The sequence below is a fragment of the Marinobacter sp. OP 3.4 genome, from assembly GCF_036224885.1.
In the GTDB taxonomy this organism is placed as follows: Bacteria; Pseudomonadota; Gammaproteobacteria; order Pseudomonadales; family Oleiphilaceae; genus Marinobacter.
Window position 1 is genome coordinate 1 of sequence record NZ_JAVVLT010000001.1, and the last position, 22,860, is coordinate 22,860.

At 62.3% G+C, this 22,860-nt stretch carries 20 protein-coding genes; 8 read left to right on the forward strand and 12 right to left on the reverse strand.

All coding sequences use genetic code 11. The features are described 5' to 3' along the window. Nucleotides 1-94 precede the first annotated feature (94 nt). From rdgC to RO069_RS00040, 8 genes are all read right to left on the reverse strand, one after another. On the reverse strand, nucleotides 95-1,021 hold the full coding sequence (rdgC, locus tag RO069_RS00005; RefSeq protein ID WP_328184411.1) for a recombination-associated protein RdgC: 927 nt from the start codon (nucleotides 1,019-1,021) through the stop codon (nucleotides 95-97). A 64-nt stretch (nucleotides 1,022-1,085) separates the two neighbouring features. Beyond that, nucleotides 1,086-1,286, reverse strand: coding sequence for a DUF2788 domain-containing protein (locus RO069_RS00010; RefSeq protein WP_328184413.1), 201 nt, complete (start codon nucleotides 1,284-1,286; stop codon nucleotides 1,086-1,088). 144 nt (nucleotides 1,287-1,430) lie between these two features. Further along, a complete protein-coding gene (yaaA, locus tag RO069_RS00015) occupies nucleotides 1,431-2,201 on the reverse strand; it encodes a peroxide stress protein YaaA (protein WP_328184415.1) in 771 nt (256 codons plus the stop codon). Nucleotides 2,202-2,213: 12 nt separating this feature from the next. Further along, entirely contained in the window at nucleotides 2,214-2,483 is a 270-nt protein-coding gene (locus tag RO069_RS00020; RefSeq protein WP_328184416.1) for a glutaredoxin family protein, read from the reverse strand. Beyond that, entirely contained in the window at nucleotides 2,483-3,235 is a 753-nt protein-coding gene (locus RO069_RS00025) for a YciK family oxidoreductase (RefSeq protein WP_328184438.1), read from the reverse strand. Before RO069_RS00025 ends, RO069_RS00020 begins: the two co-directional genes overlap by 1 nt. A gap of 76 nt (nucleotides 3,236-3,311) precedes the next feature. Beyond that, nucleotides 3,312-3,983, reverse strand: a complete 672-nt coding sequence (locus RO069_RS00030; protein ID WP_328184417.1) for an HAD-IA family hydrolase — start codon at nucleotides 3,981-3,983, stop codon at nucleotides 3,312-3,314. Nucleotides 3,984-3,985: 2 nt separating this feature from the next. Next, entirely contained in the window at nucleotides 3,986-4,702 is a 717-nt protein-coding gene (gene ubiG, locus RO069_RS00035) for a bifunctional 2-polyprenyl-6-hydroxyphenol methylase/3-demethylubiquinol 3-O-methyltransferase UbiG (protein ID WP_328184418.1), read from the reverse strand. A 49-nt stretch (nucleotides 4,703-4,751) separates the two neighbouring features. After that, nucleotides 4,752-6,092, reverse strand: coding sequence for a TRZ/ATZ family hydrolase (locus tag RO069_RS00040; protein ID WP_328184420.1), 1,341 nt, complete (start codon nucleotides 6,090-6,092; stop codon nucleotides 4,752-4,754). A 148-nt stretch (nucleotides 6,093-6,240) separates the two neighbouring features. On the opposite strand from RO069_RS00040, the gene mtnA reads away from it, so the two are divergent. Beyond that, nucleotides 6,241-7,314 carry an S-methyl-5-thioribose-1-phosphate isomerase gene (gene mtnA, locus RO069_RS00045; RefSeq protein WP_328184421.1) on the forward strand — a complete coding sequence of 358 codons (1,074 nt, stop codon included), beginning with the start codon at nucleotides 6,241-6,243 and terminating at the stop codon, nucleotides 7,312-7,314. Between the two features lie 97 nt (nucleotides 7,315-7,411). Here the strand turns inward: mtnA and RO069_RS00050 are convergent, their stop codons facing one another. Continuing rightward, nucleotides 7,412-9,565, reverse strand: coding sequence for a carboxy terminal-processing peptidase (locus RO069_RS00050; protein WP_328184423.1), 2,154 nt, complete (start codon nucleotides 9,563-9,565; stop codon nucleotides 7,412-7,414). A gap of 285 nt (nucleotides 9,566-9,850) precedes the next feature. Next, the gene (locus tag RO069_RS00055) at nucleotides 9,851-12,334 is read right to left on the reverse strand and encodes a DUF349 domain-containing protein (RefSeq protein WP_328184424.1); all 2,484 of its coding nucleotides are present in this window, start codon (nucleotides 12,332-12,334) and stop codon (nucleotides 9,851-9,853) included. A gap of 186 nt (nucleotides 12,335-12,520) precedes the next feature. Between RO069_RS00055 and RO069_RS00060 the strand changes: the two genes are divergently transcribed. Continuing rightward, on the forward strand, nucleotides 12,521-13,000 hold the full coding sequence (locus RO069_RS00060) for a regulatory protein RecX (RefSeq protein WP_328184425.1): 480 nt from the start codon (nucleotides 12,521-12,523) through the stop codon (nucleotides 12,998-13,000). A 17-nt stretch (nucleotides 13,001-13,017) separates the two neighbouring features. On the opposite strand, the gene mltF is transcribed toward RO069_RS00060, so the two are convergent. Then, nucleotides 13,018-14,571, reverse strand: a complete 1,554-nt coding sequence (mltF, locus tag RO069_RS00065; RefSeq protein WP_328184426.1) for a membrane-bound lytic murein transglycosylase MltF — start codon at nucleotides 14,569-14,571, stop codon at nucleotides 13,018-13,020. A gap of 249 nt (nucleotides 14,572-14,820) precedes the next feature. Here mltF and purL point away from each other — a divergent pair, with 249 nt between their 5' ends. Further along, complete coding sequence (gene purL / locus RO069_RS00070) at nucleotides 14,821-18,723, forward strand: phosphoribosylformylglycinamidine synthase (RefSeq protein WP_328184428.1); 3,903 nt, start codon at nucleotides 14,821-14,823, stop codon at nucleotides 18,721-18,723. A gap of 465 nt (nucleotides 18,724-19,188) precedes the next feature. Continuing rightward, complete coding sequence (locus RO069_RS00075; RefSeq protein ID WP_328184429.1) at nucleotides 19,189-19,500, forward strand: NGG1p interacting factor NIF3; 312 nt, start codon at nucleotides 19,189-19,191, stop codon at nucleotides 19,498-19,500. On the opposite strand, the gene RO069_RS00080 is transcribed toward RO069_RS00075, so the two are convergent. After that, entirely contained in the window at nucleotides 19,479-20,069 is a 591-nt protein-coding gene (locus RO069_RS00080; RefSeq protein WP_328184431.1) for an NUDIX hydrolase, read from the reverse strand. The genes RO069_RS00075 and RO069_RS00080 overlap by 22 nt on opposite strands. 88 nt (nucleotides 20,070-20,157) lie before the next feature. Between RO069_RS00080 and RO069_RS00085 the strand changes: the two genes are divergently transcribed. Genes RO069_RS00085 through purT form a run of 4 tightly spaced genes read left to right on the forward strand, consistent with a single transcriptional unit; the run spans nucleotide 20,158 to nucleotide 22,708 of the window. Beyond that, complete coding sequence (locus tag RO069_RS00085; RefSeq protein WP_328184433.1) at nucleotides 20,158-20,742, forward strand: NUDIX hydrolase; 585 nt, start codon at nucleotides 20,158-20,160, stop codon at nucleotides 20,740-20,742. Between the two features lie 29 nt (nucleotides 20,743-20,771). Then, nucleotides 20,772-21,314, forward strand: coding sequence for a gamma carbonic anhydrase family protein (locus RO069_RS00090; protein ID WP_328184434.1), 543 nt, complete (start codon nucleotides 20,772-20,774; stop codon nucleotides 21,312-21,314). Next, a complete protein-coding gene (locus RO069_RS00095) occupies nucleotides 21,314-21,496 on the forward strand; it encodes a DUF1289 domain-containing protein (protein WP_328184435.1) in 183 nt (60 codons plus the stop codon). Before RO069_RS00090 ends, RO069_RS00095 begins: the two co-directional genes overlap by 1 nt. Nucleotides 21,497-21,523: 27 nt before the next feature. Beyond that, a complete protein-coding gene (purT, locus tag RO069_RS00100; protein WP_328184436.1) occupies nucleotides 21,524-22,708 on the forward strand; it encodes a formate-dependent phosphoribosylglycinamide formyltransferase in 1,185 nt (394 codons plus the stop codon). Nucleotides 22,709-22,860 lie beyond the last annotated feature (152 nt).

Below are 22,860 nucleotides of genomic sequence, written 5' to 3' on the forward strand. Positions count from 1 at the left end.
ACAGGGACGTTTTTGAAGAGCCTCCATGGATGGATTCACGGCGTGTCCCGGAAAGAGCCTCCTGCCCGCGCCCCTACACCCAAGCATCAGACAACTAGTCTTCGACGATAGCCGAACGGTCCTCACCCCCAAGGGCTTCCAACAACCCGGGAATCAATCGGGCCAGCTCCAGGGTCATCAGCGAAAAAGCCGCATCAAACTTGGCAGCGGCATCATCAGAATCCACCTCGTCCAGCTTCTCCTGCAGAGTCTCACCAAACTTCAGCCGGCGAATACCAAACTCCTCATCCAGCACGAACGACACATTCTCATCCCACGTCAGGGACAGCTTGGTCACCTGCATGCCCGCCTCCAGATGGTTCTGGATCTCGTCCGCCCGCAAATCCAGTCCCTTGCAGCGAACCACACCGCCATCCTCCGACGGATCCTTCAGCTCGCATTCCGTGCCCAACTCGATGGCGCCGGGCAAATCAATGGACTCATTCAGCCAGCCGGTAAACGTGAACGCCGGCGCCTGCTCCAGGGCCGGCGGGCGAACCGGCAGCGAGCCCAGGCTCTGCCGCAGGGCCGATGCCAGGTCCTCCGCCTGCTTGGCCGAGCCGGCATCCACCACCAGCACACCGTCCGCCGGGGCCAGGTAAGCGTAGCTGCGGCGATTACGGGAGAACGCGCGGGGCAGCATCTCCAGCATCACCTCTTCCTTCAGCTCGTCCTTCTCCTTCTTGCGGAGCTTGCGGCCCTGCTCCTGCTCGATGACTTCCGCCTTCTCATCCACCAACTCCTTCACTACAGGACCCGGCAGTAACTTTTCCTCCTTGCGCAGGGCCACCAGGTGATAGCCGCCAGCGCTGTGTACCAGCATCTCGCTGTTCATGCCCAGGGGTGAAACCCAGCCGTGGCGGGTGGTTTCCTGGGGACCACAGGGCTTGAAGGCGTCAGCGGCCAGCTTTTCTTCCAGTTCTTCCGGAGTGATATCAAATGGCTTGGTAAAGCGGAATACGCGGGCATTGCGAAACCACATGGAGTCGGATCCTTGCGTTGTTTTCAGGGTTATCGGAGATATCGGACGGGGTAGCGGCCAGAGGTCAGATCTGCATCACCTCGACCAGAACGGTCTTTATGATAAAGCCCAGCACGCCGGCGCCCAGTACGGTAAAGAGCGCAATGGTACCAAAACGGCCCGCCTTCGACTTCTTTGCCAGGTCCCACACGATAAAGCCCATCCAGACAATCAGTGCAGTCAGGCAGACGTAGAGGGCGAGTTCAGAGAAGAGTGCTTCGTTCATGCAACGCTCCGTCGGAGTTCAGTTCAACAAGTCATGCCCGTAGCCCTGGCGAACGGCCAGGGACGGGTAGGGTGCGGACCGGCGGCGTTGTTGTTGGAGGAGTTCCGGACAGGGCCCGCAGGCCCTGTGTGCAGCCTCCCGGGGTTATTGCTCGTCGCGCAGGAATGTCCAGTTATCGCGGGAGGATTGTTTCTCACTGAAGCGATAGCCGGCCAGGTCGAAGCCTTTCAGGTCATCGGCCTGGGTGATGCCATTGGTAATGGCGTAGCGGGCCATCAGGCCGCGGGCCTTCTTGGCGTAGAAACTGATCATCTTGTACTGCCCGTTCTTCCAGTCCTTGAACTGGGGCGTGATGAGTCGGGCATTGAGCTGTTTCTTTTTCACGCTCTTGAAGTACTCGTTGGATGCCAAGTTCACGAGTACGCCATCGTCCGCCTCCAGCTCCCGGTTCAGGGCATCGGTGATGGTGTTGCCCCAGAACTCGTAAAGGTCCTTGCCCCGCCGGTTCTGGAATTTTGTGCCCATCTCCAGCCGGTAAGGCTGCATCAGGTCCAGCGGGCGCAGGATGCCGTAGAGCCCGGACAGGATACGCAGGCGCTTCTGGGCCACCTCGAACTCACTGTCACTGAAGTCCTGGGCTGCCAGCCCGGTGTAGACATCGCCATTGAAGGCCAGCACGGCGGGACGGGCATTCTCCGGGGTAAACGGTGTATGCCACTGCTGGTAACGCTCGGCGTTGAGCTGGCCCAGCTTGTCGCTGATGCCCATCAGGTTGCTGACCTGGTGGGGTTCCAGCGCCTTGAGCTGGTCAATCAGTTCACAGGCATCGTCCAGGAAGTCCGGCTGGGTGTACTTATCCGTGGGCAGCGGGCTTTCGTAGTCCAGGTTCTTGGCAGGGGATACAACCATTAGCATGACAGCAAATCCTCAATGCAGTTGGCCTGATGACGGCGTCTTCGATGGCGGGGCCAGGAAATCCAGCAGGTCGTCCCGGGTAAAGGGCCAGCCCAGCTCCGCTCCGGTGTCCTCCCGGCGCAGCACCGGTATGCGGGTACCGTAGCGCTCCACCAGTTCCTCGGACGAGGCAATGTCCACCGCTTCCACCGGTATCGGCTCCGGCATCGGGGTGTGGACCAGCAGGTTTTCCGCCAGTTCACACAGATGGCACTGGCTGGTGGTGAAGAACGTCAGTTGCATTACTTCTTCACCTGGGCATCCAGTTGCTGACCGTTAACGCCCTTGCTGTCCGGCCCCATCAGGTACAGGTAGCTGGGCATCAGGTCTTCCGGCGCCGGGTTACCCATGGGGTCTTCCGCCGGGTAGGCGTGGGCCCGCATGTTGGTGCGCGTGGCCCCCGGGTTCAGGCTGTTCACGCGAACATTGTGGCGGTCGTCGTCCAGCTCATCGGCCAGCATCTCGCTGAGCCCTTCCAGGGCGAACTTGGAGACCGCGTAGGCGCCCCAGTAGGCCTTGGCCTTCCGGCCCACCCCGGAGGAGGTGAAGATGACCGAGGCGTCGTCGGACACCCGCAACAGCGGGATAAGGGCCCGGGTCAGCAGGAAGGGGGCGGTGGTATTGACGTGCAGCACCTTGTTCCAGATTTCCGGGTCGTAGAGTTCGATGGGGCTGCGGCTGCCGAGGATGCCGGCGTTGTGGAGCAGACCGTCGAGGCGACCGAAGTTGTCCTCGATGGTCATGGCCATTTCCTCATAGTCCTTGACTGCCGCGCCTTCCAGATTCAGCGGGACAATCGCGGGCTGGGGATGGCCGGCGGCCTCGATCTCGTCGTAGACGGACTCCAGTTTGGAAATCGTGCGCCCCAGCAGGATCACGGTGGCACCGTGGGCGGCGTAAGTCCTGGCGGCCACACGGCCGATGCCGTCACCCGCTCCGGTGACCAGGATGATGCGATCCTTCAGCAGGCCTTCCGGGGCCTGGTAGGTGTGCATGGGGTTGTCCGACATAGGCGGCATGCTCCTGCTCGGTGTCCTGGATGATTCGGAAGCCAGCGTGCGCTGGCAGGCGTTATTGTAACAGCTTTACCAGCTCGTCGACGGTATCCACGGTATGGTCGGCCTGCCACAGATCAACCTCGTCGGGGTTGACGATGTAGCCATAGCGCACGGCAACCGTGACCATTCCGGCGTTGCGGCCGGCTTCGATATCGCGGGCGTGGTCGCCTACGTAGATACCGCGATCCGGATCGGCTCCCATCTGCCGGCAGGCCATGTGGAGGCCTTCGGGGTCGGGCTTGCGGTTACTGACGTGGTCCGGGCAGATCAGGGCACCACAGCGATGGTCCAGGGCGAGCGCCGACAGCAGCGGTGTGGCGAATCGTACTGGCTTGTTGGTGACGATGCCCCAGGGCACGCCGGCATCCTCAAGGGCCGTCAGCAGCCGGTCCATGCCGGAAAACAGCTCGGTTTCCTCGCAGATGCCGGCCTCGTAGAGATCCAGGAAGCGGGCGTGGCGGTCCCGGTAGTCCGGGTCTTCCGGCTCCAGTCCGAAGCCCAGACGGATCATGGCACGGGCGCCATCGGACACATGGGGGCGGATACCGTCCGCGGGCAGGGGGGCCAGTTCGTTTTCCTGCCTCAGTTTGTTGAGGACGCGGATAAAGTCCGGGGCGGTGTCGATCAGCGTGCCGTCCAGGTCGAACAGCACCGTGGACGGTGGTTTCGGCAGGGGCCTGGGCATGGTCAGGCCTCCGTGGGCTTGCGGGCGTGCATCAGGTAGTTCACGTCCACATCCCGGCCCAGCTTGTAGATCCTGGTGACCGGATTGTAGGTCATACCGGTCAGGTCGTGGATCTCAAGCCCGGCCTGGCGCAGGTACCCGGACATTTCCGACGGCCGGATGAACTTGTTCCACTCGTGGGTGCCCTTGGGCAGCATCCGCAACAGGTATTCCGCGCCCACAATGGCGAACAGGAATGACTTGGGATTGCGGTTGATGGTGGACACATAGAGGTCACCACCTGGCTTGAGCAGGCGGGCGCAGGCCTGGATCACCGAGGCCGGTTCGGGGACGTGTTCCAGCATCTCCAGGCAGGTGACAATATCGTACTGCCCTTCATGCTCCGGATCGGCGGCCAGTTCCTCCACCGTGATCTGCCGGTAGTCCACCTGGACCCCGGATTCCAGGCCGTGCAGGCGAGCCACGGCGAGCGGCGCCTCGCCCATGTCGATGCCGGTCACGGTGGCGCCCCGGCGCGCCATGCCTTCGGAAAGCAGGCCGCCGCCACAGCCCACATCCACTACCCGGCGTTCCGCCAGTGGGGTGCGCTCATCAATGTAGTTCAGCCGCAATGGATTGATGTCGTGCAAGGGGCGGAACTCGCTGGTCGGGTCCCACCAGCGGCTGGCAAGGGCCTCGAACTTGGCGATTTCGTCCTGGTCTACGTTGGGTCTGTTCATGGTCATGGGCCTGGAAAGTAAGGCCGACACCCGGCGGGTGCCGGCAGGATCAGTGCTTGTCCGCGGATGCGATGCGATTATGCCATTCCTGTACCCGCAGCATCAGGTCCGGCACGTCGATACGGGTCAGGCGGCCGTCCTGTAACTGGGGTACGCCGGCAATCCAGCTATGGCTTACCTGTCGGCCATGATTGCTGTAGGCAAGATGAGAGGCGGGATCGTAGACCGGCTGAAGGAACGGATCGCTTAGGTCCACCGCGATCAGGTCCGCCTGTTTGCCCACCTTCAGGGAACCGATTTCATGGTCGCGGCCGAGGGCGCGGGCGCCGTTGATGGTGGCCATGGCCAGGGCCTGGTGTGCGCCCAGGGCAGCGGCATCGCCGGACACCGCCTTGGCCAGCATGGCGGCGGTGGACAGCTCACCAAACAGGTCCAGGTCATTGTTGCTGGCGGCACCATCGGTGCCGATGGTGACGTTGCTGCCCCCCTGCTGGAGGGTGTGTACCGGGCAGAAGCCACTGGCCAGCTTGAGGTTGGACTCCGGGCAATGGACGATATGTACACCAGTCTCCGCCACCGTGGCCAGGTCCTGTTCATTCAGGGTGGTCATGTGAACGCACTGGGTATTGCCGTTCAGGATGCCCAGGTCCCGCAGGCGGGCCACCGGTCGCTGGCCGTTCTGGCGGAACGCCTCTTCCACTTCGAAGGCGGTTTCGTGCAGGTGGATCTGGATGGCGGCGCCGGTGTCCTGTTGCAGCGCCAGCGCACTGGTGAGGGTGCTGTCCGCGACGGTGTAGGGTGCATGGGGGCCGATGCCGATGCGCACCCAGGGATCATCCTTCCATTCATCCAGCAGGGCGGCCCCCTTGTCCAGGTACTCCGCCGGACCACTGCCCCAGGGCGTGGGCATCTCCATCAGCGGGAAGCAGATCTGTGCCCGCATGCCCGCATCCCGGGCCATCTGGGCGGCAACCTCCGGGAAGAAGTACATATCCGAGAAACAGGTGGTGCCGGTGCGCAGCATTTCCGCCATGGCCAGTTGCGTGCCGTCGGCGATGAAGCGGTCGCTGACAAACTTACCCTCGGCGGGCCATATATGCTCGTTGAGCCAGGTCATCAGCGGCAGGTCGTCCGCCAGGCCCCGGAACAGGGACATGGCGGCGTGCCCATGCATGTTGATCAGCCCTGGCATGACCACATGGTGGGGCAGGTCGATGACCTCCCGGGCCCGGTAGGCATGGTCGGCGTCCGCCTGGGGAACGATGGCCTCGATCCGGTCGCCCAGTACCATGACCGCCTGGTGCTCCAGCACGTCACCCAGGGGCTCAACCGGTATAAGCCAGCGGGCATTGATGCGGATATCGGCGGCAATGATGGTGTCGGCGGTCATGGATCGGGCCTGTCACTCCAGTGATGGGGGGTTATCTGAATACCGTCCCGGGTTCGGGAGCGTTTCCGGAAACTCCCCGGGTCTTGGTTTGTCTTGAAGGGCAGAGTATAACGGTCGAGTCAAAACGCAGCCAGCCAAGGAGCCGACGATGACCAGACAGTCCCCCGGTGTGGATCACCAGAAAGCCGACCCTGACACCGTTGCGATCCACTGGCTGGGCCACGGGCTCCAGCTCCTGGACCAGCGTCGGCTGCCGGTCGAGGAGCATTGGCTGACCATCGAGGGAGCTGCGGGTGTGGCCCAGGCCATCCGTGATATGGCGGTGCGCGGGGCGCCGGCGATCGGTATCAGCGCGGCCTACGGCGTGGCCCTGGCGGCACGTGGAGCGGACAATAAAACCTGGAAACGGGAAATTCGCACGGCCATTGATCAACTGGCAACGTCCAGGCCCACTGCCGTCAACCTGTTCTGGGCGCTGGAGCGGATGGGCGACGTGCTGGATCAGTGCCAGTCCCGCACGGATGCGGTATCCCGGCTGGCCGACGCCGCCGTGACGATTCACCGGGAGGACCTGGCCGCCAATGTGGCCATGGCGGATCTGGCCCTGGAGGCCATGGAGCTGGAAAAGCCCTGCTCGGTACTGACTCACTGCAATACCGGGGCCCTGGCCACTGGCGGCTATGGCACCGCCCTCGGGGTGGTAAGGAAGCTGCACAAGGAGCATCTGCTGAAACGGGTCTATGCCGATGAAACCAGGCCCTGGCTGCAGGGCGCGCGGCTGACGGCCTGGGAGCTGGCCCGGGACGGCATTCCGGTGACCCTCAACGCGGACGGCGCCGCGGCCGCCATCATGGCCAGGGGCGATGTGAAATGGGTGATCGTCGGTGCCGATCGCATCGCCGCCAATGGTGACGTGGCCAACAAGATCGGTACCTATGGCCTGGCAGTGCTGGCGCGGCATCACAAGGTCCGGTTTATGGTGGTCGCCCCCTCGAGCACGGTGGACATGTCACTGGAAAGTGGCCGGGATATCCCGATTGAGGAACGCGACGGGGACGAGATCTGCCGGCTTGGCAGTATTCGGATTGCGCCGGAGGACACCACTGCCTTCAATCCGGTGTTCGATGTGACACCAGCGGACCTGATTGATCTTATCGTGACCGAACGAGGCGTTGTCCACACGCCGGAAATGACCGGCATGCACGGGCTGTTTGACGGATAGTGAGCGTCTGAGTTCCCATCAGACCTCTGCTGCGGCACAAAAAAGCCGGCAACTTCGAAGGAAGTGCCGGCTTTTTTCTATCCCGGTGGCGGGGCGCTTATTCCGCCTTCGCGGTCACCGTCCCGGCGGGCAGGATGGTGGCCATGCGACGGTCCAGTTCCAGCATGTCGGCCATGATGTGACCTCCTTCCCGGACGATGAAGTCCAGTTCGTCCTCGTCACCGGGGGCGGCGGCCGCCTGCTGTTCCTGGTGCTCTTCCATGGCCTTGAAGTCTTCAAACGGCTCGTCGCCCTTGAGTTCACGGCGGGCGTTGGCAATGGCCAGCTGACGGCTTTCCAGTTGCTCCTGGTAGCTGCGCCGCTCGTCCTCGTTGAGGCTGACCATGGTGGTCTCGCGCTGCTCCGCCAGGAAGTCGATCTCTTTCTGCAGCAGGCTGAACTCCGGGCTATCGTCGAAACGGTCGGCGTGACGGTCACGCAGTTCGTCGATCATGGAACTGAAATCGAAATAGCGGGCGTGGGGGACAGATTCGATCTGGTCCCAGGGCAGGGCCCGTTCGAGGGCGTCCTCGCCAATACGGGTGGTATCGATGCGGGACGGAATCTCGATATCCGGAATAACGCCCCGGTGCTGTGTGGAGCCGCCGGACACCCGATAGAACTTGGACTGGGTGATCTTGAGCTGGCCATGGTTCAGGGAGCGCACTGCCTGTACCGTGCCCTTGCCGAAGGTTTGGGAGCCCACGACCAGGCCGCGGCCATAGTCCTGGATGGCGCCGGCAAAGATTTCCGAGGCCGAGGCACTCATGCGGTTCACCAGCACCACCATCGGGCCATCCCAGGCTACGCTCGGGTCCTGGTCGGACAGCACCTGGACCTGATTGTCGGCACTGCGGATCTGAACCGTCGGCCCCTGGTCGATAAACAGGCCCACCAGGTCGTTGGCCTCGTGCAGGGCGCCACCGCCGTTGTTGCGCAGGTCCACCACCAGACCGTCAACGTTGTTCTCGTCCTTCAGCTTTTCCAGCAGTTTGCGCACATCGCGGGTGGTGCTCTTGTAGTTCGGGTCACCCTGTTGCATGGCCTGGAAATCCGCATAGAAGGTGGGGATGTCGATCACCCCGATGCGATAGGTTTCGCCGCCCCGGTCCAGCTCAATGACTTCGCTCTTGGCGCTCTGCTCTTCCAGTTTCACCTCATCCCGCTTGATGGCGATGGTGCGGGTGACGGTTTCATCACTGGCATTGGCGGGAATTACCTCCAGGGTGACGGTGGAACCGCGAGGGCCCCGGATCAGGTCCACCACCTCGTCCAGGCGCCAGCCGATTACATTGGTGGGCTGTTCCTCGTCGTCCTGCTTGACCGAGACGATACGGTCCGCCGGGCCCAGTTGCCCCTGGCGGGCTGCCGGACCTCCCGGTACCAGGCGTACCACCTTGGTGTATTCATTGTCGGACTGAAGCACCGCGCCGATGCCCTCCAGGGACAGGCTCATATTGATATTGAAGTTCTCGGAGTTGCGCGGCGAAAAATAGTTGGTATGCGGGTCCCAGGTGCCGGTAAAGGCGTTCATGTAGGCCTGGAAGGCATCTTCGCTGCGCATCTGGGAGATACGTTTGCGCTGGCTCTCGTAACGGCGGGTCAGAACCTCGACGATTTCCTCGTCGGTGCTGCCGTTCAGGCGCTGTCCCAGCACGGCATTGCGGATACGCTTGTTCCAGAGCCGGTCAAGGGCGGCCTGGTCGGGTTCCCAGTCGGCCTCCGAGCGGTCCAGCAGGATTTCGTCGTCCGTCTCGAAATTGAATCGGTCCACTCCGCGTTCCAGCAGACCGAGTGCATAGTCCATGCGCTCGATGATACGGGTCTGGACCCGGTTATAGATCTGGAAGCCCGGCTGGAGCTGACCGGTACGCAGGGCCGCGGCCATCTGCGACTTGAGGGGCTGGAACGACTTGATATCTTCCTGGGTCAGGTAGACGCGCTGGCCGTCCAGGTAGTCCAGATAGTCATTGAATACCTCTTCCGCCAGGGCGTCGTCGATGGCCTGGTCCCGGAAGTGGGTGAACTGCAGTTGCCGGGAGATCAGGATGTTTGCCCGGGCCTGTTCAATGGTGGGAGAGACCGCCTCGTAGGCATTGCGTTCGACGCTGGCCTGGAGGGACGTGCCAATGCCTACCACGGGCAGGGCTACCAGGACACCGATGGCAAGGTTCCTGGCCCGGGAAACTGCGGGCTTGTGTACTGTCTTCATAGATCTGGTTACCTGCTAGTACGGGCTCCCTGGATACCGGTCGGATGCTGAAGGTTCCGTAAGCAGGTCAGGCCTGCACGCATCACGGCTATGGCCGGCTCCAGTAGAGCTTTCGCATCAGCGCTGAAGCCGTCAACGGCACTCAGGGCGGACTCTCACTCCATAATTTTCATTGTAGGCAACCGGTACGGCCGTTACCACAGCGAGGGTTGGTGATGTAATGACAATCTCTCCATAACCTGACACAGGTCCCGTTGGCTGAGATGCCCCAGGATGCCTGTCGGATCATGTGGAACTCCCGTTGTCCAGTGCCTGCCGGAGCCGGCTGGCCAGTTCCGGCGTCAGTGACTCATCGGGCAGGCCCAGGCACCAGCAGGCCACCAGGGTCTCCAGGGTGTCGGCCTGTACGTCGGACGCCGTACCTCCGAAGCCTTCCCTGAGTCGCCTGACCTGCAGTTCCATCCTCAGGGACTGGTCGTCGTCCGGAGAGGGGCTGCCGCTGAGGATTTCGCTCAGTACCACCAGTTCCCTGGCATCGGACAGATCCGCCGCCGACTGCAGTTGTTGCCAGTGGCCGGGGACCTCGTCCGGGGATAGCTGGCCCTGCTGGCGCTGCTCTATCCACTGTAGCCATTGTCGCACGCTGGCCCGTTGCCTATGCTGTCGGAGCCGGTTTGACAGTTCCTGCGCGGTGCCGCGAACCTCATTGCCCTTGCCGGCGGATACCGGGGTCCTGGCGGCGGATTCCAGTTGCTGAACCACTTCGACCGCAGAGGTTTCATCCAGTTCCTCCCGGGAGAGAAGATCCCGGGCCCGGGCGAGGGCCTGGTCCGCCGCCTCATCCGACTCACTGGTTTCCTGCTCGCGGCGCTGGCGTTGCTCGTCCCGGCGGGCAAAAATCCCGTCGCAGGCGGCCCGGAAGGCCTTCCACAGCTTGCGATCTTCCCGATGGCGGGTGATACCGATGTCCTGCCATTGTTTCTGCAGCGCCTTGGCTTCGTTCATGGCCTCGGACAGGGGCGAATGCTCGATCAGCGACCGGGCACGTTCCACGATGTCCTGTTTGAGCTCTTCGTTACGGCGGCGTTCCTCGTCCAGGTGGCTGCCCAGGTCGTTCATCAGGCGATCGAACTCCTTCTGGACCTGGCGGTTGTCCCGGAACTCCACCGGCCAGGCCTGTCGCCACTCCTTGCGGGCGGTTTTCTCGATCTGTTCGGCGGCTTTCCAGTCCACCTGGTTCCAGTCCGTGGCGTCCAGGTAACGGGCCAGTTCCTCACAGATGCTGTGGCGCTTTTGCAGATGCACCTTCTTCAGGTCGGACCGGGCCTCGAAATAGGCCTTGCAGGGCTCGAAGGCCAGATCCGACGCCTTGCGGAAACGCTGCCACAGATCGCGGTTGGAGGAACCACCCAGCTCCCGCCATTCCTGTTGCAGCGCCTGGATGTGGGTGGCCTTGGCCTCCGGGTCCATGGGCTGTTCCGCCAGATATTCCATCTGTTCGCACAGGGAAACCTGCTTGGGCTCGGTGGCAAAGCCCCGCCAGTCTCCCAACTCGCGAACCTGGCCGGTCAGTCGTTGCAGTCGTCCCCGGTGGCGATTCGCCGCTTTACCGGAGATCTGGCGCTGGAGTCCCTGGGCCTGCTTGAGGTGCTGCCGTGATTCCTTGAGCTGGTTGGCGGACAGGGCGTCTTCGAGCTTATCCAGGGCTGCGGCAAGGCGGTCGAGGATCTTTTCCCTGGCATCGGCGTCGCCACTGTCGGGAACAGGTTCCGCCGACCTGATATGGGCCTTCTCGGCAAGGAGTTTGACCGCCGCTGGTTGTGCCACGTAAGCGGGCCACTCAATCTGATCCAGCACCGGGCGGATCTGTTCGCCGGACGGGTTGTCCTGGTGGGTCAGGGTGTCGATATCCTCCTGGTGCTGACCCAGTCGACGGACGGCGCTGATGGCGCCCCGCAGGGACTGCATCAGGTTTTCGTACTGCTTCTGTTCCTGCCGGCTGACCTCGGTCTCCCTGGTGGCCTCCAGCCACCGGTTCTCCTGGGTGCGTTGCAGTGCATCCAGGGAGGGCAGGGCGCTGGTGGTGGGGGCCTCCTCGGCAAGGGAGTCGAGGGTTTCCCGCAGCAGGGCCAGGGTTTCATCCCGTTGCTGCTTCTGGTCGTGGTGGCGCTGTTCCTCCTGGCGCTCCTGCTCCAGGTCCCGAATTCGCTGTCGGCAGTCATGGAGCGCGGCCAGTATCCGGGATTTCTGTTCGTTGCTGGCGGTCGGCTCCAGTGCCTGCCACTGTTTTTCCAGCTTCTGGGTGCGGGCCTCGTAGAGATTGGTGTCGCCGGTCCTGGCCAGTTCCTCGGTCTCCCTGGCCAATCGTGCCAGGGCATCCTGGGTCGCCTGCTGCTCGTTCTCATTGCGGCGCAATTCCTGGAGCACCCCGCGAACGTGCTGGTAAACGCCCTTGTCCCGGCCCCGGGCGGCTTTCTGGACCTGTTGCAGCAGCGATTCGTCGGTCAGCCGCTGCGCCGATTCAAGGCGGATGTCCGCCGCCAGGCCCTTGATGGCCAGATCCGCCAGGGTTTCCTGGGTTGTGCTGCTGTCCGCCAGTGTCGCCCTCTGGTTATCGATGGCGGACTGTTCGGGGCCCTTGTTGTCTGCCGATTCCCCGCTGCCGGGAGACGCTTCCCGGCGATCCCTGGCGGGTGTTGGCCTGCTGCTGTCCGGTCCGGTCGCTGACGTGGAGCGCTTCTTGAGGAGTTTCTGGAAAAATGCGGCCATGTCGGTATCCTTCAGGCAGTCAGTTCGCGGGGACGTCCCCGTTCATGTTCCCGGGCGCGCGTCGCGTGGCGGGAATCGGGAAAGCCGGAAAGGCAAAGCTCCGGAACGGGTGGTTGGCTGCTTCCCCCGGCTTTCAGGCAGGTGGCATAGTCTATCCTCTCGAAACAGGTTGCGGAAAGGGTCTGTATGGCAAAGTCAGGTAAAAAGAAGGACCCCAACGAGCAGGCGCCGGAAACCGCATTGCGCCTGCTGGCCCGTCGTGAGCACAGCCGGCTGGAACTGACCATGAAATTACGCCAGCGGCGGGTGGACGACAGCGTTATCGAATCGGTCCTGGACGATTTCGAGGACAGGGGATGGCTCGACGATGATCGATTCGCCGAGGTGTTTGTGCGCCAGCGCATGGACGCGGGTTACGGTCCCCTGAAGATCCAGGCGGATCTGCAGCAGCGGGGTGTGGGCGGCACGCCACCGGAATTGGCCGGGGTGTCGGATGAGCACTGGGCGGATATGGCCATCCGGCTTCGGGAGCGTCGCTTCGGGCTCACGGATATCTCCGATGACTGGGCGGAACGCCAGCGGCAGGGTGGCTTTCTGGCCCGCCGTGGTTTCTCCGGTGAGCAGGTCGAGCGGGCCCTGGAGGTGGTCAGGGAGTCCCTGGAATAGGTTCTTCCCCGGAAAATCTAGAGTGTCGGCGGGGGTAAGCCCATTTCGCGGGGGAGTACCAGTGAGGTCTCCTGCTCGTCCGCCGGCCGGTCCCGGATCGTCCGGTAGTCAAGGAGCTCTTTGGGCGGGGTCAGTTCGCCTGTGTTGGAATCCGCCACCGCAGTGGGTTCGGTGTCCGCCTTCAGGTCGAAGCGACGGGACAGGACATCGTAGTACCGGCGTATGTTCTGCACGTAGAGCACCGGTTCATGCCCCCGGGCGTAGCCATGCCGGGTCTTCGAATACCATTCCTTCTGTGACAGCAGCGGCAGGAACTCCTTTACATCCAGCCAGCGGTCCGGGTTGCGCCCCGCGGATTCCGCCAGGCGGCGGGCATCCTCGAGGTGACCGAAGCCGACGTTGTAGGACGCCAGCGCGAACCAGGTCCGGTCCGGTTCGTTGACGTGGTCGGGGATCATCCGGTGCACCTGGCGGAAGTAGCGGGCACCGCCTTCGATGCTTTGCTCGGGGTTCAGGCGGTTGTCGATGCCGATATGGTCGGCGGTGTTGCGGGTCAGCATCATCAGGCCGCGTACGCCGGTGGGTGACACCGCATTGCGCCGCCAGTTGGATTCCTGATAGCCAATGGCGGCCAGCAGTCGCCAGTCAATTCCGGTTTCCTGGCCAAAGTCCCGGAAGGTGTCCATGTACTTCGGCAGGCGATCCAGGACATGCTTCTCGAAGGTGAGGGCACCGACATAGCCGAGCTGGTCCAGGTGGCCGTAGAAGCGCTCTCTCAGGTGCGCCAGGGTACCGTCTTCCTCAATCTGTCGGAAAAACGCCCGGGCTTCACGGTAAAGGGTACCGTCGTTGCTGATGGGGAACAGCCAGGCAACCGGCTCCTGGTCGCTCATGGTGAATGCCCGCTTCACATTGGGGTAGAACACATGGTTCAGGGCCAGTTCGTTGGCGTCGACAACGGCGGCGGGTAATTCGCCGGACTCCACCCGCTCCAGGATACCGGCGGCATCCAGGCCGTCATGGACCCGGTAGTTGAGCTGGGGAAACTGTTCCTGAAGCTGTTCCAGGTGTGGCGGGTGGTTGGTTTCCGCTGCGGTATGCAGGGTGATGTCCTGGTCGGCCAGTGCCTCGACGGAGTCGAACTGCTCCTCCAGACCCCGGTGATAGATCACCACGGAGCCGGAACTGAGGCCGTTGGCCAGGGTGCGGAAACGTCCGTCCCAGTCGTGGGCCATGGACAGTCCAGTAAATCCGATGTGGGCATAGCCCTGGTCGAGCACGTCCAGGATCTCGCTGTTACCTTCCACCAGGCGGACCCGCAGCTCAACCCCCAGGTGATCGGCAAACCGTTGCGCCAGTTCGTAGTCGAAGCCCGTGGAGCCTTCGCGGTCCTTGTAATAGATGGAGGGCGCATTGCGGGTGATCACATGCAGGACGCCCTCCGCCTTCACCGTGGCCAGCGTATCCGGGCGTGAACAGCCGCCCAGCAACGTGGTAGCCAGTAACAGTAAAAGGGGGATGGCGCCCGATGGGAACAGGGGCGGGTATCCTGAGATTCGGGGTTGGCCCAAATTCATGACCTCCGGGAAGTATGGGATTATCTTCCCCCAGAGCAGCGAAAAAGGTCAAATCCGGAAGTCGGCTTTGTGGTTAACGACTGTAAACGTCATGTTTGGTGTGCACTGCTGTATCCCGTGCCCAGTTTCCAGTATGATTGCGCCCGTTCATACACGGTGCCCTGCCTGGTTGTCAGAGGGCCGATTGGGCCTGCTGGCTGGCGCACCGGTTTCCCCAAGTTCGCGTGATACAGGTTTATACCCATGCTGGAACTCCGCGGCGCTCCCGCACTTTCCCCCTTCCGCTCCGATAAACTGTTTGGGCAACTGACTGAAGCCGTTGCGGGTGTCAGTGGCATCTATGCGGAATTCATGCATTTCGTGGACGCCGAGGCGGAGCTTGGCGATGGTGAGCAGGCGGTGCTGGATCGTCTGCTGACCTATGGGCCCAGCGCTGAACAGCGGGATCCGGATGGTGTCCTGTTCCTGGTGGTGCCGCGGCCGGGCACAGTATCGCCCTGGTCCAGCAAGGCCACGGATATTGCCCGTAATTGCGGGCTGCGCCAGGTTAACCGCATTGAGCGGGGCATCGCCTATTACGTGAAGGCGAACAAGAAACTGGGGCGGGAAGATCGTCAGGCGATTGCGGCACTGCTGCATGACCGCATGACGGAAACCGTGTTCCATGAAATGGCCGGTGCGGAACTGCTGTTCCATCGTGAGGAACCCCGCCCCCTGGAGCGTATCCCGGTCCTGACCGGTGGCCGTCCCGCACTGGTGGATGCCAACCAGCGCCTCGGCCTGGCCCTGGCGGAGGACGAGATCGACTACCTGGTGGATGCCTTCAACGACCTGGATCGTGATCCCACCGATGTCGAACTGATGATGTTCGCCCAGGCCAACTCCGAGCACTGTCGACACAAGATCTTCAATGCCTCCTGGGATATCGATGGCGAGGGGCAGCAGAAGTCCCTGTTCGCCATGATCCGCAATACCCATGAGATGAGCAGTGAGGGCGTACTATCGGCATACCGGGACAACGCCTCGGTGATTCGCGGCTCCACCGGCGGCCGTTTCTACCCGGATCCGGAAACCGCCCGCTACCAGTATGTGCGCGAGCCCATTCATATCCTGATGAAGGTGGAAACCCACAATCACCCGACGGCCATCTCACCGTTCGCCGGTTCCGCCACGGGTGCCGGTGGTGAGATCCGTGACGAGGGCGCTACCGGTCGCGGTTCCAAGCCCAAGGCGGGCCTGACCGGGTTCACCGTGTCCAACCTGGAGATCCCGGGTGACCTCCAGCCCTGGGAGGATGGCTATGGCCGTCCGGACCGCATCGCCTCCCCGCTGGAGATCATGATTGATGCGCCCATCGGTGGCGCCTCCTTCAACAATGAATTTGGTCGTCCCAACCTGGCCGGCTATTTCCGTACCTTTGAACAGAAGGTGCCGGGGCCGGACGGCGACGAGGTCCGCGGTTACCACAAGCCCATCATGATTGCGGGCGGCCTGGGCAATATCCGTGAGAACCATGTGGAGAAGGGGGAGATCCCCGTGGGCGCGCGGCTGATCGTGCTGGGTGGCCCCTCCATGCTGATCGGCCTTGGTGGTGGTGCGGCGTCCTCCATGGATTCCGGCACCAGTAACGAGAACCTGGATTTCGCTTCCGTGCAACGGGGTAACCCGGAAATGGAACGGCGCTGCCAGGAAGTGATCGACCGCTGCTGGCAACTGGACGGGGATAACCCCATCGCCTTTATTCACGACGTGGGGGCGGGCGGCCTGTCCAATGCCATGCCGGAACTGGTCAAGGACGGTGGCCGGGGTGGCAAGTTCGAACTCAGGGACATTCCCAGTGACGAGCCCGGCATGTCGCCGCTGGAAATCTGGTGCAATGAGTCCCAGGAGCGCTACGTGCTGGCCGTGGCCGAGGACAACATGGAGCGCTTCGACGCCATCTGCCGCCGCGAACGCTGCCCCTATGCCGTTATCGGCGAGGCCACGGAAAGCCATCACCTGAGCCTGGATGATGCCTATTATGACGATTCCCCGGTGGACCTGCCCATGGATGTACTGTTCGGCAAGCCGCCGCGCATGCACCGCAGTGTGACCCGGACATCGTTCACCAAGCCGATCTTCGATTCCACCCAGGTGGATCTGGACGAGGCCATCCGCCGCGTCCTGAGGCTGCCCAGTGTCGGCAGCAAGAACTTCCTGATCACCATTGGTGATCGCACCATCACCGGGCTGGTGGCCCGGGACCAGATGGTGGGACCGTGGCAGGTTCCGGTGGCCGATGTCGCCGTAACAGCCTCCAGTTACGACGTGCTCACCGGTGAGGCCATGGCCATGGGGGAGCGCACTCCGGTGGCCAGTATCGATGCGCCGGCCTCCGGTCGTATGGCCGTGGGCGAGGCAATTACCAACCTGGCGGCGGCCCCGATCGGCAAGCTGTCCGATATCCGCCTGTCCGCCAACTGGATGGCGGCGGCGGGTCACCCCGGCGAGGATGAGAACCTCTATGAAACCGTGCGCGCGGTGGGCATGGAACTGTGCCCGGCCCTGGGCATTGCCATCCCCGTGGGCAAGGATTCCATGTCCATGAAGACCGTGTGGGAAGAGGGCGAGGATCAGAAGAGTGTGACCGCGCCCCTGTCCCTGATTATCAGCGGTTTTGCGCCGGTGACCGACGTCACCCGTACCCTCACGCCCCAGCTCAGGACCGACCAGGGTGATACCGACCTGATCCTGATCGATCTGGCCGCTGGCCAGAATCGCCTGGGGGGCTCCGCCCTGGCGCAGGTCTATGGCCAGATGGGCGCGGTGGCGCCGGACGTGGACGACCCGGAAGACCTCAACGCCTTCTTCGCCGTGATCCAGGGGCTGAATGGCGATGGCAAGCTCCTGGCTTATCACGACCGTTCCGACGGCGGCATGTTCGTCACCCTGACGGAGATGGCCTTCGCCGGTCATACCGGTGTTGATATCCGCCTGGACGGCCTGGCGGAGGAATCCGGCCAGTTTGCCCGTGAGCTGTTCAACGAGGAACTGGGTGCGGTCATCCAGGTCCGCCGTGAGGACACTCCCTTCGTGCTCCAGCAGTTTTCCGGAGCCGGCCTGGGTGAGCACACTTCGGTTGTCGGTACCCTGAACGAGGACGATCACGTTCGCTTTACCTTCGAGGGGCATGCGGTGATCGAACATCCCCGGGTTGAACTGCAGCGCCTCTGGTCGGAAACCAGTTACCGCATCCAGGGCCTGCGGGATAACGCCAACTGCGCCCGGGAAGAGTTCGACAACCTGCTCGACATTGACGACCCCGGGCTGCATGCCGAACTCACCTTTGACCCCGCCGAGGATGTGGCCGCGCCCTACATCAATAAAGGAGTGGCTCCCAGGGTTGCCGTACTGCGGGAGCAGGGTGTCAATGGCCAGGTGGAAATGGCGGCGGCCTTCGACCGTGCCGGCTTCGAGGCCGTGGATGTGCACATGAGTGACTTGCTCTCCGGGCGGGTTACCCTGGATGGCTTCCGCTCCCTGGTGGCCTGTGGCGGCTTCTCCTACGGCGATGTGCTGGGGGCTGGCGAGGGCTGGGCCAAGTCCATCCTGTTCAACTCCCGGGTGCGGGACCAGTTTGCCGGCTTCTTCGAACGCGACGATACCCTGGCCCTGGGCGTGTGCAATGGCTGCCAGATGCTGTCCAACCTCCACGAGTTGATCCCGGGCACCGAAGGGTGGCCGCACTTCGTCCGCAACCAGTCCGAGCAGTTCGAGGCGCGGCTGGTCATGGCCGAGGTGCAGGAGTCCCCGTCGGTGTTCCTGTCCGGCATGGCCGGTTCGCGCATGCCGATTGCGGTGGCCCATGGGGAAGGGCGCGCGGAGTTCCCGTCACCGGCCGGCTTTGAGGCCCTCAATGGCTCAGGCCAGGTGGCCCTGCGGTACGTGGACAACCACGGCCGGCAGACCACCCGCTACCCGTACAACCCAAATGGTTCGGAAGGCGGTATTACCGGGGTGACCAGCCGGGACGGCCGCGTCACCATCATGATGCCCCACCCGGAAAGGGTCTTCCGGACCGCCCAGTACTCCTGGCACCCGGATGACTGGGGTGAGGAAGGGCCTTGGCTGAGGATGTTCCGCAACGCCCGCAAGTGGCTGGGATGACGCCCTGAGCCCATAACCCGAGGCACACGAAACCGGTGTCTGATTCCTTCCTGGAGGAGTTGGTCACCGGTTTTTTCATGTTTATCAGGACGTGCCGCTAACCTCCGGGATTGCAAGCTGTTTGTGTGCTTTTATAACTAAAAAATTTCTTGACGAATTGGTTTTATGCACATGGGAATTAGGTAGCTGGCCAGCCGGTGTACAAAATGACATCAAACCGTATAGTATTTGCCCTAACCGTTTAAGGTGTTGTTATTAAAGGATAATTTTCTGTAGGTGGATTTGTCGCCAATTTGTCACAAGGGCAGTAACGACGGGGGTTTGCGGCCTCTGCCCAAAAACTATCCCCAAAGTTATCCACAGATTTTGTGGGTAACCTCAGAGGCCTTTAAGAGGACGCCGTTGACCCTGATGTCAAGCCGTATCAAGCTTGAAAAGCATCTTTTTGCAGGAGGATAGGGCGCCATGTACAAGTTCTGCTTTTTTGTCCCCGAGACCGATCTGGAAACCACGAAAGCCGCTGTGTTTGCCGCCGGAGGCGGTCGCATCGGCGACTACGACAGCTGTGCCTGGCAAACCCTGGGCAAGGGACAGTTCCGCCCGCTGGAGGGCAGTAACCCGCACCTGGGCCAGCATGGTGAGCTGGAAAGGGTGGATGAGTACAAGGTGGAACTGGTCTGCGAGGATCACTGCATACGGGAGGTGGTGGCGGCGATGAAGCGGGCCCATCCGTTCGAGGAGCCCGCTTACGAGGTCTACCGGCTTGAGGAATTCTGAGGTTCCGGGGGCTCCTGAGGCTCGGAGGGTTTCTTCATACGGTGGCGGATGTCACTGATACGAAGGGGGAACTCGTTGCGCTGAACATCTTCCACGAAGTGTTCCAGGGTGCGCCGCACCGTCGGGAAGGAGATCTCGTCCCAGGGAATGCGGTCCAGGTCGAACAGGTCCGTTTCCAGGGACTCCTCGCCGGCACCGAATCGGGGCTCGGTCAGGTAGGCCAGGTAGAACATGTGGACCTGGTCGATATGGGGCACATGAATCATGGTGTAAAGCCCCGCCAGTTTTACGTCCGCCATCGCCTCCTCAAGGGTTTCCCGGGCGGCGGCTTCCTCCGTGGTTTCCGAGTTCTCCATGAAGCCGGCCGGCAGCGTCCAGTAGCCGTAACGGGGTTCAATGGCCCGGCGACATAGCAGTATCTTTCCTTCCCACACCGGTACCGTGCCAGCCACGATTCGCGGATTCTGGTAGTGGATGGTCTGGCACTGTGTGCAGACGTAACGTGGCCGGTTGTCCCCGGCGGGAATGCGGCTCTCGACGGGATGGCCGCAATGACTGCAGAATTTCATGGATTACCCCGTATACTGTGTCGAGTTCTGGCACCAGTGTATCGTTCGTCCGGTGCCTTGTCCCATACCAAGACGCGGGAGAGAGATTTTGCGCGAATTACTGACGGAAAGGCTAGCCCGATATGCGCCGAACCAATTGGCGATGGACTATCCTGAAGCCAGTGTGCTGGTGCCGGTAACGGATAATACCGGTTCCCCCGAGATCCTGTTGACCCTCCGGTCGTCAAATCTGTCCACTCACCGGGGGCAGGTGGCCTTCCCCGGGGGAAAACGGGACGCGTCTGATCCGTCCCTTGCCTACACCGCGCTTCGCGAGACCCACGAGGAAATCGGTCTGCCACCGGACCAGGTTCAGTTGATCGCGCCGCTGAGCCAGGTGCTCTCCCGCTATGGCATCCTGGTAACGCCATACGTTGGCGTGGTGCCCGCCGACCACCCGCTGACCCCCAACCCCCACGAGATTGAAAGCATCTTCCACGTACCGGTGGAGTTCCTGCTGGAGGATCGTCGTGAGCGTACCGATGTGCTGCCGTTCCTGGATGATACCTACTACGTCCCCTGCTATCGCTGGCAGGGTTACGAGATCTGGGGGCTGACCGCGGTGGTTCTGGTGGACTTTCTGAATGCCGTGTACGATGCCCGCATTGATGTGCTTGAGCCCCGCCAGGACTGATCCGGCGGGATGGAACAGGAGAGGACAACATGCTTTACCAGCTCGCGGACCGCAAGCCCGAGTTAATCGGAGAAGGACAGTTCATCGCTGACAACGCCACCGTGATTGGCAGTGTGGCGCTGCATGACAAGAGCAGTGTGTGGTTCAACGTGGTTATCCGTGGTGACAATGACCTGATCACCATCGGGCCGGAGTCCAACGTTCAGGACGGCTCCGTACTGCATACGGATTCCGGTATCCAGCTTACCCTTGGGCGTGGTGTCACCGTGGGCCATAAGGCCATGCTGCACGGCTGCGAGATTGGTGACTACTCCCTGATCGGCATAAACGCCGTGGTGCTGAACGGGGCCCGGATCGGCAAGCATTGCCTGATCGGCGCCAACACCCTGATCCCCGAAGGCATGGAAGTGCCGGACGGCTCCCTGGTCATCGGTGCGCCGGGGCGCGTCAAACGGGAGCTGAGTGATAACCAGAAGAAGATGCTGGAGCTCAGCGCCGCGCACTATGTCGAGAATGCGGCCCGTTACATGAGTTCTCTCAAGCCTGTTGAACCCTGGAAAGGCGGGGAGTGATGGCGGATCAGGACAGGGTACGGTCGCCATGCGTGGCCGTCTGTGCACTGGACGAGAATGATGTGTGTATCGGATGCCACCGCACGGGCGATGAGATCCTGCGGTGGACATCCATGACCAACGACGAGCGCAGGCAGGTCCTGGAGAAGGTTGCCCGGCGCGAAGAGAATAGCCTGATTTAATCAGCACAGGGGGCTGGCAGATATCCCATGAGCGTTTCCATCGGAACACCACTGAAGGCAAATGGCTACCGGGTTCTCCTGTGTGGCTCGGGGGAACTGGGCAAGGAAGTTGTGATCGAGCTGCAGCGCCTGGGGGTGGAGGTCATTGCCTGCGACCGGTATGCCAATGCGCCCGCCATGCAGGTGGCTCACCGCAGCCATATTGTCGATATGCTGGATCCGGCCAGCCTGAGGGCGGTCATCGAACAGGAAAAGCCGCACCTCATCGTTCCGGAAATTGAGGCCATCGCCACCGGTGAACTGGTCAAACTGGAGCAGGAAGGGTATCGCGTTGTGCCAACCGCGCGGGCGGTCAACCTCACCATGAACCGGGAGGGGATCCGGCGCCTGGCCGCGGAAGCGCTGGAGCTGCCCGTCTCCCCCTATCGTTTTGCCGAAACCCGCGAGGCCTTTGAGCAGGCCGTGGCCGAGATTGGCTTCCCCTGTGTCGTAAAGCCGGTAATGAGTTCGTCCGGCAAGGGCCAGAGCCTGGTGCGGAGCCAGGACGACATTGGAGCTGCCTGGGATTACGCCCAGACCGGTGGGCGCGCCGGCAAGGGCAGGGTGATCATCGAAGGTTTTATCGACTTCGACTATGAAATCACCCTGCTGACGGTCCGTCACCGGGATGGCGTCAGCTTCTGCGATCCCATCGGTCACCGTCAGGAAGATGGCGACTACCGGGAATCCTGGCAGCCCCAGCCCATGAGTCCGCTGGCTCTGAAAAGAAGTCGCGCCATCGCGGAGGCCATCACCGCTGATCTGGGCGGTTATGGCGTATTCGGGGTGGAACTGTTTGTAAAAGGGGATGAGGTCTGGTTTTCCGAGGTCTCGCCGCGCCCCCACGATACCGGGCTGGTCACGCTGATCTCCCAGGATCTGTCCGAGTTTGCCCTGCATGCCCGGGCCATCATGGGGTTGCCGGTGCCGGCGATACGCCAGAATGGTCCGTCCGCGTCTGCGGTGATCCTTCCGGAAGGTGAGTCGGATCAGCCTACCTTCGGCAATCTCGAGGAGGTTCTTGCCGAGCCGGATGTGCAGCTCCGCCTTTTCGGCAAGCCTGAGCTCCAGGGGCGCCGGCGCATGGGGGTGGTTGTGGCCAGGGGACAGACCATCGATGAGGCACGGCAGTTGGCGAGTGACGCAGCTGCGGCGGTGAAGGTGGATCTGTAGTTTTTCTGTAAATCGGTTGAAAAATGACCGATTCGGATAAATAGTATTCGATAGTGTAGCGGCAAACCGAGACCGCCCTAAAAAAGTTCGTATTGGTCGTTGACAGAAAACGGTGAGGCTGTAGAATGCGCCCCACTTCGACGGACACGGCC